Origin of the sequence: Variovorax sp. PvP013, from assembly GCF_050435945.1 — a bacterium.
In the GTDB taxonomy this organism is placed as follows: Bacteria; Pseudomonadota; Gammaproteobacteria; order Burkholderiales; family Burkholderiaceae_C; genus Variovorax.
Window position 1 is genome coordinate 219,620 of record NZ_JBNDLF010000002.1, and the last position, 13,508, is coordinate 233,127.

Here is a 13,508-nt window from a genome sequence, read left to right on the forward strand (position 1 = left end):
GAGAATCAACATGGCAGCAAAAGACGTCGTTTTCGGCGGCGAAGCCCGCGCACGCATGGTCGAGGGTGTGAACATCCTGGCCAATGCCGTCAAGGTGACCCTGGGCCCCAAGGGCCGCAACGTGGTGCTCGAGCGTTCGTTCGGCGCCCCCACCGTGACCAAGGACGGCGTGTCCGTGGCCAAGGAGATCGAGCTCAAGGACAAGCTGCAGAACATGGGCGCCCAGCTCGTGAAGGAAGTGGCCTCCAAGACCTCCGACAACGCCGGTGACGGCACCACCACCGCGACCGTGCTGGCCCAGGCCATCGTGCGCGAAGGCTTCAAGTACGTGGCCGCCGGCATCAACCCGATGGACCTCAAGCGCGGCATCGACAAGGCCGTCACGGCCCTGGTCGAGGAGCTGAAGAAGGCTTCCAAGCCGACGACCACGTCGAAGGAGATCGCCCAGGTCGGTTCCATCTCGGCCAACAGCGACGAGACCATCGGCAAGCTCATCGCCGACGCGATGGACAAGGTCGGCAAGGAAGGCGTCATCACTGTCGAGGACGGCAAGAGCCTGGACAGCGAGCTCGACGTCGTCGAAGGCATGCAGTTCGACCGCGGCTACCTGTCGCCCTACTTCATCAACAACCCGGAAAAGCAGTCGGCGATCCTGGACAACCCCTTCGTGCTGCTCTACGACAAGAAGATCAGCAACATCCGCGACCTCCTGCCCACGCTGGAACAGGTCGCGAAGTCGGGCCGTCCCCTGCTGATCATCGCGGAAGAAGTCGAAGGCGAAGCCCTGGCGACGCTGGTCGTGAACACGATCCGCGGCATCCTGAAGGTCGTGGCCGTCAAGGCACCGGGCTTCGGCGACCGCCGCAAGGCCATGCTGGAAGACATCGCCATCCTGACGGGCGGCAAGGTCATCGCCGAGGAAGTCGGCCTGACGCTGGAGAAGGTCACCCTGGCCGACCTCGGCTCGGCGCAGCGCATCGAAGTGGGCAAGGAAAACACGATCATCATCGACGGCGCCGGCGCCGCCAACGACATCGAAGCCCGCGTCAAGCAGGTGCGTGTCCAGATCGAGGAAGCCTCGAGCGACTACGACCGCGAGAAGCTGCAGGAACGCGTGGCCAAGCTGGCCGGCGGCGTGGCCGTCATCAAGGTTGGTGCCGCCACCGAAGTCGAGATGAAGGAAAAGAAGGCCCGCGTCGAAGACGCCCTGCACGCCACGCGCGCCGCGGTGGAAGAAGGCGTGGTCGCCGGTGGCGGCGTGGCCCTGCTGCGTGCCAAGCAGGCCGTGGGCGACTCGGTCAAGGGCGACAACGCCGACCAGGACGCCGGCATCAAGCTGGTGATGAAGGCCGTCGAGGCGCCCCTGCGCGAGATCGTCAACAACGCCGGCGGCGAAGCCTCGGTGGTGGTGAACGCGGTCCTGGCCGGCAAGGGCAACTACGGCTTCAACGCCGCCAACGACAGCTACGGCGACATGCTCGAGCTGGGCATCCTGGACCCGACGAAGGTCACCCGCACCGCGCTGCAGAACGCCGCATCGGTCGCTTCCCTGCTGCTGACGACCGAAGCCATGGTCGCCGAGGCACCGAAGGAAGAAGCCGGCGCCGGCGGCGGCATGCCCGACATGGGCGGCATGGGTGGCATGGGCGGCATGGGGATGTAATTTCGCTCGCCCCCAGGCTGCGCGGCACTTCGTGTCCGCTGCGCCTACCCCCTGCCGGGGGCAGCACCTGCGGTCTGGCGGAGCCAGTCCCGCGGTGCTCGCGAACAGAAAAAGCCCTGCAGCTTGCGCTGGCAGGGCTTTTTCTTTGGGTGGTCGCTGTCGGGTGTTCTCAGGCCAGGGGGTCGACGACGAAGGCGGGCATGGGGGTGCCGTCGGCCTGGGCCTTCTGGAAGCGCTCGGCGGTGTCGAGGGCTTCGGCGATGGTGACGTGCATGTCGATGTAGCGGTAGGTGCCCAGGCGGCCGACGAAGGTGACCTTGGGCTCGGTGCGGGCGCGTTCGACGTAGCGCGACAGCAGAGTCTTCTCGGCCACCATGCGGATCGGGTAGTACGGGGTGTCGGCCTCCTCGCAGAAGCGGCTGTACTCCTTGAACACGACCGTCTTCTCGTGCGACTCCCAGGGCGCGAAGTGCTTGTGCTCGGAGATGCGGGTCCAGGGGACCGCGACGTCGCCGTAGTTGATGACGGCGTTGCCCTGGTGGTCGCCTTCGTGGTCCTCGCGCACGAAGTCCAGCGTGCGATAGCCCAGGCGGCCCTCGGTGTGGCCGAACCAGGCGTCGATGGGACCGCTGTAGAACACGTGGTCGTAGTCGCCGGCGCCTTCGCGGTCGAAGCGGGTGCCCAGGTGCAGCCGGATGCCCGGGTGGTCGAGCATCTTCTCGACGATCGCCGTGTAGCCGTCGCGCGGGATGCCCTGCCAGCGGCTGGCGTAGTAGTTGTCGTCGTAGTTGAAACGCACCGGCAGGCGCTTGAGGATGCTCGCGGGCAGCGCGGTGGGCGACATGCCCCACTGCTTGGTGGTGTAGCCCTCGAAGAAGGCCTCGTAGAGTTCGCGGCCCATGAGCGACAGGGCCTGCTCCTCGAAGTTGGCGGGCGCCTCGATGCTGCGCTCGCCGATCCGCTCGAAGAAGGCCGCCGCCTCGGTCGGCGAGAAGGTCTTGCCGAAGAACTGGTTGATCGTCAGCAGGTTCAGCGGCAGCGAGAACACGCGCCCGCCGGTGATGGCCTTGACGCGATTGACGAAGGGCACGAACTCGCCGAAGCGCCGGACGTAGTCCCAGACGCGTTCGTTGCTAGTGTGGAAGATGTGCGGGCCGTAGGTGTGCAGCATCACGCCGGTCGCGGCGTCGCGCTCGGTGTGGCAGTTGCCCGCGACGTGAGGCCGGGTGTCGAAGACGTCGACGCGGCAGCCGGCACGCGCCAGTTCCTGGGCCAGCACGGCACCGGAGAAGCCGGCGCCGGCGATGGCGATGTGGGTCATGGGTGGATCGCTGAAGAAGGGAAGGAAAGCCGAGGCCGCAGGTTCACGCCTGGGCCTCGTCGAGCGCCGTGTCGGATTCCTCGACGCCGGCGGTGGCGGTGGTGGCGCGATCGGCCTTCGGGTCGAAGCGGCCGAGCAGGTCCTGCATGGCGGCGGCGGTGCGGTCCCACGAGGTGCCCGCCACCACCAGCGCGGCGGAGGCGCGGAAGCTCAGGCGCGCGCTGTCGTCCCAGGCCAGGATGCCTTCGCAGGCGGTCACGAACTCGGCCGGCGTCGCCGCGATCGGCACCACGTCGGCGTACTGCTGCGCCACGTCGCGCACCGGGGTGCTGACCACCGGCTTGCCGGCGGCCAGGTACTCGAGCGTCTTGGTCGGGCTGATGAAGCGCGTCGACGCGTTGAGCGCGAAGGGCATCAGGCAGACGTCCCAGCCGGCGAGGAAGGCGGGCAGTTCGTCGTAGCGGCGCTGGCCCATCCAGTGGATGTTGGGGCGCTGCGGCAGACCCGCCGGATCGATCTTCACGACCGGGCCGACCATCACCACCTGCCATTCGGGATGCGCGTCGGCCACGGCGGCCACCAGGCCCATGTCCAGGCGTTCGTCGATGACGCCGTAGTAGCCCAGGCGCGGATGCGCGATGGCGCGCTGGTCGGGATGGTCCGCCATGTCGCGCCGGCCGAAGTGCGCGTGGTCGACGCTGCTCGGGAAGCAGTGCACGTCCGGATGACGCAGGCGCTTGGACTCGTACAGGCTGCGCCCGCCGGTGAAGACCAGGTCGACGGCGTCGAACATGGCGTTCTCGCGCTCGATCAGCGCCGGCGGCGCGAAGTCGAAGGCGGCGAGCTCGTCCATGCAGTCGTAGACCATGCCACGCGGCGCCAAGCCGTCGGCCAGGGGGAAGGCCAGCGGCGTGTAGAACCACAGCAGGTAGTCGTCGATGCCCTGGTCGCGCAGGTGGGCGGAGAGCAGCTCGCCCAGGCCGGCCATGTGCTCGTCGTGGAAGCCGTGCGCGTGGCCCGGCAGGTGCATGCGCAGCACCGTGACGCCAGCGCAGGGACTGTGCCGTTCCAGCCAGGCGTGGTCCGCGCCCGGCATGGGCTCCTCGACGAACACGACCGGATGGCGCGCGGCCAGGCGCGACATCAACTGCTGGGGACGCTGGTAGACGAAATCCCAGCGCAGGTGGGAGAAGACGACGAGGCTTGTCATGGTGGTTCTTTGCCCGTGAAGTTGAAGAGGAGGAAGGGAGGAAAGGGTCTCGACCACGTGCTGCCAGTGGCGCAGGCGATCGGCATAGGGTCGGCACAGCCGGCGGGTGAAGTCGCCGGCGTCCGCGCCGGGCACGTCCCACAGGCCGCTGTGGTGCCAGTGGCCGGCGTCCTGCCAGTCCGGGCGGTCGATCACCGGGTACAGGCACAGCCCGCCGATGGGAATGCCCCGGGCGCGGCACTCGAAGAGCTCGGCGCCCATGTGGTCGAGCCAGGCATCGCGGCCCTGGCCGATGTGGCCGGTCTCCGAGATGCACATCGGCCGGCCGTAGCGCCGCCACAGCCCCCCGGCCAGTTCGGCGAAGGAACGGCGCCGGGCATCGCCCAGGTGCCAGTGCAGGCGCGCGCCGGTGCCGTCCTCCCACTGGTTGTCGTGGTAGTAGTTCAGGCCCAGCACGTCGAGATAGTGCGGCGCGCCGCCGAGCTCGGGCGCCGTGCGGCCGGCGATCATGTCCCAGGCCTCGAACTGGTGGGCGCTCGATCGCAGCGCGGCGGCGCTGTCCGTCGGCCCGGCACCCCGGTGCGGCTCGATGTGGATCACCGGGTCGGTGTGGACGATGCGCGCGCCCGGCTCGACCGCGCGGACGGCGTCGATCGCGCGCAGCACCGCCCGCACCAGCACGCGCTTGAGGCGGTCGCCGTTGCCGGGCGCCGAGGGCACGTGCGGATGGATCAGCCCGGTGCTGGAAGCGGCCCAGGCCAGGAACGAGATCTCGTTGACCGGCTGGTAGGCCGGTCGCGGGCCGTCGACGCCGGCCAGCAGGGCGGCCAGGCGCGCGCAGTGGTCGGCGAAGGCGTCGACGAATTCGTCCGGCCGCTCGAACGGGTCCAGCCCGGCCGGCCAGCCGTAGTGCATCAGGGTCCAGACGATCTGGATGCCGTGGCCGGCGGCGCAGCGCGCCTGGGCCTCGATGGCGCGCCAGCCGGCGTCGCCGCGTTCGTGGATCAGGCGCCAGCCCGCGCTCTCCCGCACGGTGCGGATGCCGCGCGCGGCCAGCGCCGCGTAGTCCTCGTCCAGTCGTGCGTCGTGGCCGTTGCGCGCGTTCGGATCGAGCGGCTGACCGAAGCCGTTGACGTGGTCGGCGCCCTCGAAGCCGCCGATCCAGAAGCTCTCGAACAGGGGAGCGAGCGGGTCGATGCCTGCCGCATCGGACGATGCCGCGTTCCGTTCATTCACGGGCCCGGGAGGATCGGCCCTGCGTGCGACATGGGGAAGAGGAAGGTTGGAAGAATACATGAAACGTGACGGGCGCGAAAAGAAGTCTCCGCACGGGAACCATCGACTACAAAAGTCCTCGTTCCTGTAGTCTCCCGGCCGGCCGGCCGTAGGTTGCCCGCTCGAAAATATCCAGATTCCGAAAGCGCATCGCCATGACCAGCCCCACCCGCCCTTCCTCCACCCTCTCCCACCGCCTGGCCGTGCTGGGTCGACGCCCCCTGCTGGGCCTGTGCGCCGTGGTGGCCGCCGCGTCCGTGTGGCATGCGATGCCCTCCGTCGCGGCGGAAGCGGCGGTGGTCATTCCGCCGCCGGCGGTCGACGTGGCCGCGGCCACGCCGGGCCCGGGCGGCGCCTCGGCGACGGCGGTGTTCGCCGGCGGCTGCTTCTGGGGCGTGCAGGCCGTGTTCCAGCACGTCAAGGGCGTGACCGGCGCCGTCTCGGGCTATGCCGGCGGCAGCGAGAAGACGGCCAAGTACGAGGCCGTGGGCCTGGGCGACACCGGCCATGCCGAGGCGGTGCGCATCACCTACGACCCCCGGCAGGTCAGCTACGGCCAACTGCTGCAGGTCTATTTCTCGGTCGCCCACAACCCGACCGAACTGAACCGCCAGGGGCCCGACACCGGCACGCAATACCGCTCGACCGTGTTCCCCGAGAACGCCGAGCAGCAGCGCGTGGCCAAGGCCTACATCGCGCAGCTCGACGCCGCCAAGGTCTTCGGCCGCCCGATCGCCACCACCGTCGAGACGGGCAAGGCCTTCTACCCGGCCGAGGCCTATCACCAGGACTTCCTGGCGCGCCACCCCGACCATCCCTACATCGCGATCAACGACGTGCCGAAGGTGGAGAACCTGCAACGGGTGTTCCCGGCCGTCTGGCGCGCGAAGCCGGTGCTGGTGAACGCGCCGGCGGGCAAGGGCGCCCCCGGCCTGGGTCTCTGAGGCGGCGGCCGACGGCGGCGCGGGCGCGGACGACGCCCCGCGCCGGCCTCATTGCGCGCGATCCCTACACGCCGCCGAAGTGCGGCCGCAACGCCGCGTAGAGCGTCTTGAAGCGCGCGTGCCGCGCCCGGTGCGCGGGTGCCTCGGCCGCGTCGGGTGCGAAGCGCCGCTGCAGCGGCGGCGTGCGGCAGACCGACGCGGCGTCGCCGCCGTCGGCCAGCCAGGCCAGGCGCGCCGCGCCCAGCGCGCTGCCGGCCTCGCCGCCCTCGGCCAGGGCCAGCGGCACCTCCAGGACGTCCGCCAGCAGCTGTCCCCACCACGCGCTGCGCGCGCCACCGCCGACAAGGAACAATTCGCCCGCCGGCCGCTCCAGCGTGTCGAGCCCGTCGCGCAGGCCGAGGCTCACGCCCTCGACCACGGCGTAGGCGACGTCGGCCGGGCCGTGCGCGTGGGTCAGGCCGAAGAGCACGCCCTGCGCCCGGGCGTCGTTGTGCGGCGAGCGCTCGCCGGCCAGGTAGGGCAGGAACAGCGGCGCGCGTTCGCGCATGGCAGGCGTCGCCGTGGCCGCCGCCGCCAGCAGCGCCGGCTCGTCGGCGAAGCCGAAGCAGCGCGCCGCCCAGCCCACCGCGCTGGCGGCCGACAGCATCACCGACATCTGGTGCCAGCGGCCCGGCAACGCGTGGCAGAAGGCGTGGACGGCCGCCTCCGGCCGGGGCGCGAAACGCGCGCCGGAGACGAAGATCACCCCCGAGGTACCCAGCGAGACGAAGCCCTGCCCCGGCTCGATCAGCCCCATGCCGACCGCGCTGGCCGCGTTGTCGCCGCCGCCGCCGGCCACCGCGATGCCCGGGCGCAGGCCCCAGCGATCGGCCAGCGCCGGCAGCAGGCGCGCCGACACCGCGTCGCCCTCGACCAGGCGCGGCATGTGGGTGCGATCGAGGCCGGTGGCGGCGAGCAGTTCGTCGGACCAGTCGCGCCGGCCGACGTCGAGCCACAGCGTGCCGGAGGCATCGGACATCTCGCCGACGGCCTCGCCGGTGAGCCGCAGGCGCAGCCAGTCCTTGGGCAGCAGCACGCGCCGGGTGCGCGCGAACAGCTCGCGCTCGTGCTCGCGCACCCACATCAGCTTGGGCGCCGTGAAGCCCGGCATCGCCAGGTTGCCGGCGATCTCGCCCAGGCGCGGCACAGCCGCCGCGAGCGCCTCGCACTGCGCGGCGCTGCGCCCGTCGTTCCAGAGGATCGCGGGGCGCAGCACGGCGTCATCGGCGTCGAGCAGCACGGCGCCGTGCATCTGGCCCGACAGGCCGATGGCGCGCACCGCCGCGAGGGCTTCGGGCTGCGACGCGCGCAGCGCCGCCATCACCGTCTCCAGCGCCTCCCACCACTGCGCCGGGTCCTGTTCCGACCACAGCGGTCGCGGCCGGCTCACCGTGAGCGGCGCGCGCGCCACCGCGACGATGCGGTGGTCGTCGGCCAGCAGCAGGGCCTTGAGTTCGGAGGTGCCCAGGTCGAGTCCGAGGTACATGTGCGGGGTGGTCCTTGAGGGATGCGGGAGGTCAGCGGTCGCCGCCGAAGCGGCTGTCGGCCTGGCGCCGGAACTCGCTGGGCGTCATGCCCTTGACCTCCAGGAAGCGCCGGTTGAAGTTGGCGACGTTGTTGAAGCCGACCTGGTAGCAGATGTCGGTGACGAAATGCTCGGTCTGCATCAGCAGGTGGCAGGCGTTGTTGATGCGCACCCGGTTGACGAAGTCGGTGAAGTTGTTGCCGGTCGAGCGCTTGAAGTAGCGGCTGAAGCGGCTCTCGCTCATACCCAGCTCGGCGGCGACGTCGGCCAGCGCGATCGGCTCGGCGACGTGGTCGGTGATGCGGGTGACGATGGCGTTGATGCGGTCGCCCTCGGCATCGCCCTCGGCGCCCCTCATCTGCACGCTCGACAGCAGCCGGTAGTCGTTGCACTCGGCCAGGTCGGCCATGAATTCGCAGAACGCCGCCAGGCGCCGCAGGCCGTGGGCGCCCTTGGTGCGCGTCCAGTGCGCCCGGGCCTGCGCCGAGATGCCGAAGAACTCGATGCCGTGGCGCGCCCGCTCCAGCAGGTGCGTGACGCTGGCGAGTTCGGGGATCTGCGTGGCGGCCTCCATCACCGGTTCGTGGCGGAACTGGATGACCAGGTCGCGCGCCACCACGCCGGCCTCGGGCATGTCCAGCGAGATCCAGTTGTGCGGCAGCCGCGGTCCGCACAGCACCAGGTGGCCGGGCTGGAACGGCCCGATCCAGTCGCCGACGAAGGCCTTGCCGGAGGTCTCGGTGATGAGGTGCAGCTCGTACTCGTCGTGGCAGTGCCAGCGCGACAGCGGACTCGGGAAGCCGTGCGCCAGGCAGCGGATCCAGCCGGCCTCGCCGGAGGTCTCGTAACCCAGCGCGGCCGAGCGCGCGAGGTCGTGCTCGACCTCGGGCTGGCGCTGGCGGGGGGTGGAGCGGGTGCGGACGGTGGCCATGGCGGACGGATTCGAGGGCTCGAACGGAGGGGGTGGACGGTCAGCGCACGACGCTACCACCATCGGCTCCGGCCGTCGGCGCCATGGTCGATCGCGCGGGGCGGCCGGGCTTCGTCGCCATGGTCCGGATTCCCCGGGGCTCAGCGCCCGGCCGCCGCCACGAAGGCGTCGACCCGCGTCCCGGCGCGCCGCACGGCGTCGACCAGCCGGGCGTCGCCGGCCAGCTCGCCCCACAGGCCGGCGTCGGCGCAGAAGGCGGCGACCGGGTCGGGCGCCTCGCACATCGCGTGCGCCACGGCCGGGTCCATGCCCTGGTCCTGGTACGCATAGGGCAGCTCGCCCCGGTGCCAGCGCCGCAGGAAGGCCAGGAACAGCGCCGGCAGCATCGCCACCGCCTCGATGGGCTCGCCGCGCGCCAGCCGCTCGCGGATCGTCGGCGCGATGAAACCGGGAATCTTGGAGAAGCCGTCGGCCGCCACGCGCTGGTTGGTGTCGCGGATCGCCGGGTTGCCGAAGCGGTCGAGCACCACGTCGCGGTAGGCCGGCAGGTCGACCGGGCTGGGCGCGCCGGGCGTGCCCAGCACCGGGATGACGTCGTCGGTGACGTAATCGAAGGCCATCTCGCGGATGGCGGGGGTGTGCGTGCCCTCGTGGATGAACTGCAGCCCGACCAGCGTGCCGGCCCAGGCGATGCAGCTGTGGGTGGCGTTGAGCAGGCGGATCTTGGCTTCCTCGTAGGGCTGGACGGATTCGACCAGTTCCACGCCGACGGTCTCCCAGGCCGGCCGGCCGGCGATGAAGTCGTCCTCGATCACCCACTGGATGAAACGCTCGCCGGTGATCGGCGCGGCGTCGTCCCAGCCGGTGGCGGCGCGCACGCGCTCGCGCAGTTCCGGCGGCGGACGCGGCGTGATGCGGTCGACCATCGCGTTGGGGCTGGTGGTGTTCGCCGCCGCCCAGTCGCGCAGGGCCGGATCGCCCGCGCGCTCGATGAACTCCAGCAGGCCGCCGCGGAAGCGCTCGCCGTTGTGGCGCAGGTTGTCGCAGTTGAGCAGCGTCACGGGGCCGGCGCCGGCGTCGCGGCGCGCGCGCAGGATGGCGCAGACCGCGCCGTAGACGGTCTGGCCGGGCTCGCCGCGGCGGGCGCGCTCGATGTCGGCGGCCAGGTCGGCGAAGCCCAGGTCCAGGCGATGGTCGGCGTCGAGGTAGTAGCCGGCCTCGGTCACGGTGAAGGAGACGATGCGCGTGGCCGGGTCGGCGCCCAGCGCGATCACCGAGGCCAGGTCGGCCTCGTACGGCAGCACCTCGCGGATCGACTCGATGCGCTGGTAGCGCACCTCGCCGGCCGGCGAGATCGTCTCCAGCGTGTAGCGCCCGCCCTGGGCGCGCAGGGCGGCCAGCACCTCGGCCATGTCGGGCCGGATGTTGGCGCCGGCGAGCGACCAGCGCGTGTCGCCGGCGTCGTGCAGCGCCTGCAGGTACACCGCCTGGTGCGCGCGGTGGAAGGAGCCCAGGCCCAGGTGCAGGATGCGCGCCGCGGCGGGGCCGGGCGAGGACGAGGAGGGAGCGGAGGAAGGAGCGTTCACGTCGGGGATTCCGTCGGGGGTCGGGAGGGCCGGAGGCAGCGGGAGTCAGGCGGTGGCGGCGAGCGATCGACCGTCGCGGCCGAACAGGTGCAGCACCGAGGGGTCGAGCTCGACGCCCACGGCGTCGCCGTCCCTGAGCGTGGTGCGTTCGTTCTGGCGCGAGATCAGCGGCACGCCGGCCACGTTGACGTGGATGAGCGTGTCCGCGCCCAGCGCCTCGATCAGCTCGACCGTGCCCGGCACGCCGTGGCCGCTGCCCGGGTGCACGCGCAGGCCCTCGGGCCGCACGCCCAGGAAGCCGTCGACCGGCAGGCGCCCGCCGGTCTGCTGGGAGAAGCTGGGGATCGCCTTGGCCTCGACCATGTTCATCGACGGCATGCCGATGAACTGCGCCACGAACTGGTTGACCGGGCGGTCGTACAGCTCCATGGGCGTGCCCACCTGCTCGATCAGGCCGTCCTTGAGCACCACCACGCGGTCGGCCAGGGTCATGGCCTCGACCTGGTCGTGCGTGACGTAGATGCTGGTGGCGCCGAGCGCGACGTGCAGCTTGTGGATCTCCACCCGGGTGTTGCCGCGCAGGGCCGCGTCCAGGTTGGACAGCGGCTCGTCGAACAGGAACACCTTCGGCGCCCGCACGATCGCGCGGCCGATGGCCACCCGCTGGCGCTGGCCGCCGGAGAGTTCCTTGGGCGTGCGATCGAGGTACTGCGTGAGGTTGAGCTGCTTGGCCGCGTAGTCGACCTTCTTGCGGATCTCGTCCTTGGCCACGCCGGCGAGCTTGAGCGCGAAGGACATGTTGTCCGCCACGCTCATGTGCGGGTAGAGCGCGTAGCTCTGGAACACCATCGCCAGGTCGCGCTTGCCCGAGGGCGTGTTCGTGATGTCGCGCCCGTCGAGCATCAGCTGCCCGCTGGTCGCCGGCTCCAGCCCGGCGATGAGCCGCAGCAGGGTCGACTTGCCGCAGCCCGAGGGGCCGACGAAGACGATGAACTCGCCCTTCTGGATCTCCAGGTCGACGCCGCGGATGATGTGGGCGTCGCCGAAGCTCTTCGTGATGCCCTTGAGTTCGAGGTAGGCCATGGATTGCTCCTGTGTTCGTTTCGTTGATTGACGCTGGATCAGCCTGCGTTGTTTGCCAGGGCTGCCGCGGAACCGGCTTTGCCGGGCCGCCGGCAGCGCCCCCGGCGAGGGGGTGGGCGCAGCGACACGCAGTGCGCGAAGCCTGGGGGTGTACTTACTTGACGGCGCCGAAGGTCAGGCCCTGGACGAGTTGCTTCTGGCTGAACCAGCCGAACACCACGATCGGCGCGATGGCCATGAGCGAGGCGGCCGACAGCTTGGCCCAGAACAGGCCCTCGGGGCTGGAGTAGGAGGCGATCAGCGTGGCGAGCGTGCCGGCCTTGGCCGAGCTGAGGTTGAGCGCCCAGAACGACTCGTTCCAGCTCAGCACCAGGCACAGCAGCCCGCAGGAGGCCAGCCCGCCCACCGACAGCGGCAGCACCACGTGGCGGAACTCGGTCCACAGGCTCGCGCCGTCCATGCGCGCGGCCTCCAGGATCTCGTTGGGGATGTCCTTGTAGCTCGTGTAGAGCATCCACACCATGATCGGCAGGTTCGACAGCGTGAAGACCACCGTCAGCGCCGTGAGCGAGTCCAGCAGGCCGGTGCTCTGCGCGAGCACGTAGATCGGCATCAACGCGCCGACGGCCGGCATCATCTTGGTCGAGAGCATCCACATCAGGATGTCGCGCGTCTTCCTCGTGCGGAAGAAGGCCATCGAGTAGGCCGCCGGCGCGGCGATGAGCAGGCCGATGATGGTCGAGCCCAGGCTGGTGATGAGCGAGTTGCGCGCGTACAGCAGGTAGTCGCTGCGTCGCTGGACCTCGCTGAAGTTGTCCAGCGTGGGCTCGAAGACGAACAGCGGCGGCACGTGGATGGCCTGCAGCTCGGTCTTGAAGGCCGTGAGGAACAGCCAGCCCAGCGGGAAGAACAGCAGCAGCGCCGCGGCCCAGGCGCCGAGGGCGCGCAGGGTGGTGAGGAGGAGATTGCTTTGCATGGTGCGTGCCCTCAGTCCAGGTTCTTGCCGACGATGCGGATGAGGAACACCGCCACGATGTTGGCCAGCACCACCGCGAACAGGGCGCCCGCCGAGGCCACGCCGACGTCGAAGTTCAGCAGCGACTGCTTGAAGATCATGTAGGTGAGGTTGGTGCTCTCGTTGCCCGGGCCGCCGTTGGTGGTGATGGCGATCTCGGCGAACACGCTGAGCAGGAAGATCATCTCGATCATGATCACCACCGCCATGGGCCGGCCCAGGTGCGGGATGGTCAGGTAGAAGAAGCGCTGCGGGGCGGTGGCGCCGTCCATGCGCGCGGCCTCCATCTGCTCGCGGTCGAGCGACTGCAGCGAGGTGATGAAGATCAGGCAGGCGAAGGGCAGCCACTGCCAGGCCACCATGATGATCACGGAGAACAGCGGCACGTCGGTCAGCCAGTCCACCGGCGCGAGGCCGAAGCCGCGCCAGACGTCGGCCAGCACGCCGTAGATTGGGTTCATCATCATGTGCTTCCACAGCAGCGCGTTGACCGCCGGCATGACGAAGAACGGCGAGATCAGCAGCACCCGCACGATGCCCCGTCCCGGGAACGGCTCGTTGACCAGCAGCGCGAGCAGCACGCCCAAGACCACCGTGATGGCGATCACGCTGCCGATGAGCAGCAGCGTGTTGGACACCGCCGGCCAGAAGTCCGGGTCGGTGATGAAGTAGTGGAAGTTGTCCAGGCCGGCGAACGCGTGCTCGCCGGGCTGCATCAGGTTGTAGTTGACGAACGAGAAGTACAGCGTCATGAGCAGCGGCACGATCATCCAGAGGAAGAGCGTCGCCACCGCCGGCGCCATCAGGGCGCGTGGCAGGAGTCGTTTCATGAGGGTTCCTTTGAGGCGGTTGGCCCCCTCTCCCGCCTGCGGGAGAGGGTTGGGGTGAGGGCATGCGCGGTCGGCGGTGGACGCGC

At 70.3% G+C, this 13,508-nt stretch carries 10 protein-coding genes; 2 read left to right on the plus strand and 8 right to left on the minus strand.

Features of this window, described 5'->3' with window-relative positions:
- Nucleotides 1-10 precede the first annotated feature (10 nt).
- Nucleotides 11-1,663 (plus strand): chaperonin GroEL, encoded by a 1,653-nt coding sequence (groL, locus tag ABID77_RS08915; RefSeq protein WP_429593962.1) that lies wholly within the window; start codon nt 11-13, stop codon nt 1,661-1,663.
- A gap of 169 nt (nt 1,664-1,832) precedes the next feature.
- On the opposite strand, the gene glf is transcribed toward groL, so the two are convergent.
- Both glf and ABID77_RS08925 read right to left on the minus strand, forming a co-directional pair.
- Entirely contained in the window at nt 1,833-2,984 is a 1,152-nt protein-coding gene (glf, locus tag ABID77_RS08920; protein WP_429593965.1) for a UDP-galactopyranose mutase, read from the minus strand.
- Nucleotides 2,985-3,027: 43 nt separating this feature from the next.
- Nucleotides 3,028-5,430 (minus strand): glycosyltransferase, encoded by a 2,403-nt coding sequence (locus ABID77_RS08925; RefSeq protein ID WP_429593968.1) that lies wholly within the window; start codon nt 5,428-5,430, stop codon nt 3,028-3,030.
- 194 nt (nt 5,431-5,624) lie between these two features.
- On the opposite strand from ABID77_RS08925, the gene msrA reads away from it, so the two are divergent.
- A complete protein-coding gene (gene msrA / locus ABID77_RS08930) occupies nt 5,625-6,413 on the plus strand; it encodes a peptide-methionine (S)-S-oxide reductase MsrA (RefSeq protein WP_429593971.1) in 789 nt (262 codons plus the stop codon).
- A gap of 64 nt (nt 6,414-6,477) precedes the next feature.
- On the opposite strand, the gene xylB is transcribed toward msrA, so the two are convergent.
- From xylB to ABID77_RS08960, 6 genes are all read right to left on the minus strand, one after another.
- Nucleotides 6,478-7,938: a xylulokinase gene (xylB, locus tag ABID77_RS08935; protein WP_429593974.1), complete on the minus strand. Its 1,461-nt coding sequence runs from the start codon at nt 7,936-7,938 to the stop codon at nt 6,478-6,480.
- Nucleotides 7,939-7,969: 31 nt separating this feature from the next.
- A complete protein-coding gene (locus ABID77_RS08940) occupies nt 7,970-8,908 on the minus strand; it encodes an AraC family transcriptional regulator (protein WP_429593977.1) in 939 nt (312 codons plus the stop codon).
- Between the two features lie 140 nt (nt 8,909-9,048).
- Entirely contained in the window at nt 9,049-10,437 is a 1,389-nt protein-coding gene (gene dalD, locus ABID77_RS08945) for a D-arabinitol 4-dehydrogenase (protein ID WP_429594758.1), read from the minus strand.
- Between the two features lie 102 nt (nt 10,438-10,539).
- Complete coding sequence (locus tag ABID77_RS08950) at nt 10,540-11,577, minus strand: ABC transporter ATP-binding protein (protein ID WP_429593980.1); 1,038 nt, start codon at nt 11,575-11,577, stop codon at nt 10,540-10,542.
- Nucleotides 11,578-11,731: 154 nt separating this feature from the next.
- Nucleotides 11,732-12,553: a carbohydrate ABC transporter permease gene (locus ABID77_RS08955; protein WP_429593983.1), complete on the minus strand. Its 822-nt coding sequence runs from the start codon at nt 12,551-12,553 to the stop codon at nt 11,732-11,734.
- 11 nt (nt 12,554-12,564) lie between these two features.
- Nucleotides 12,565-13,422 carry a carbohydrate ABC transporter permease gene (locus tag ABID77_RS08960; protein WP_429593986.1) on the minus strand — a complete coding sequence of 286 codons (858 nt, stop codon included), beginning with the start codon at nt 13,420-13,422 and terminating at the stop codon, nt 12,565-12,567.
- Nucleotides 13,423-13,508: the final 86 nt, after the last annotated feature.

Excerpts from the sequence above, each read along its gene's own strand:
- xylB (WP_429593974.1), bottom strand. The coding sequence starts at position 7,938 with ATGTACCTCGGACTCGACCTGGGCACCTCCGAACTCAAGGCCCTGCTG.
- ABID77_RS08960 (WP_429593986.1), bottom strand. The coding sequence starts at position 13,422 with ATGAAACGACTCCTGCCACGCGCCCTGATGGCGCCGGCGGTGGCGACG.
- groL (WP_429593962.1), top strand. The coding sequence starts at position 11 with ATGGCAGCAAAAGACGTCGTTTTCGGCGGCGAAGCCCGCGCACGCATG.
- msrA (WP_429593971.1), top strand. The coding sequence starts at position 5,625 with ATGACCAGCCCCACCCGCCCTTCCTCCACCCTCTCCCACCGCCTGGCC.
- ABID77_RS08955 (WP_429593983.1), bottom strand. The coding sequence starts at position 12,553 with ATGCAAAGCAATCTCCTCCTCACCACCCTGCGCGCCCTCGGCGCCTGG.
- ABID77_RS08940 (WP_429593977.1), bottom strand. The coding sequence starts at position 8,908 with ATGGCCACCGTCCGCACCCGCTCCACCCCCCGCCAGCGCCAGCCCGAG.
- ABID77_RS08950 (WP_429593980.1), bottom strand. The coding sequence starts at position 11,577 with ATGGCCTACCTCGAACTCAAGGGCATCACGAAGAGCTTCGGCGACGCC.
- glf (WP_429593965.1), bottom strand. The coding sequence starts at position 2,984 with ATGACCCACATCGCCATCGCCGGCGCCGGCTTCTCCGGTGCCGTGCTG.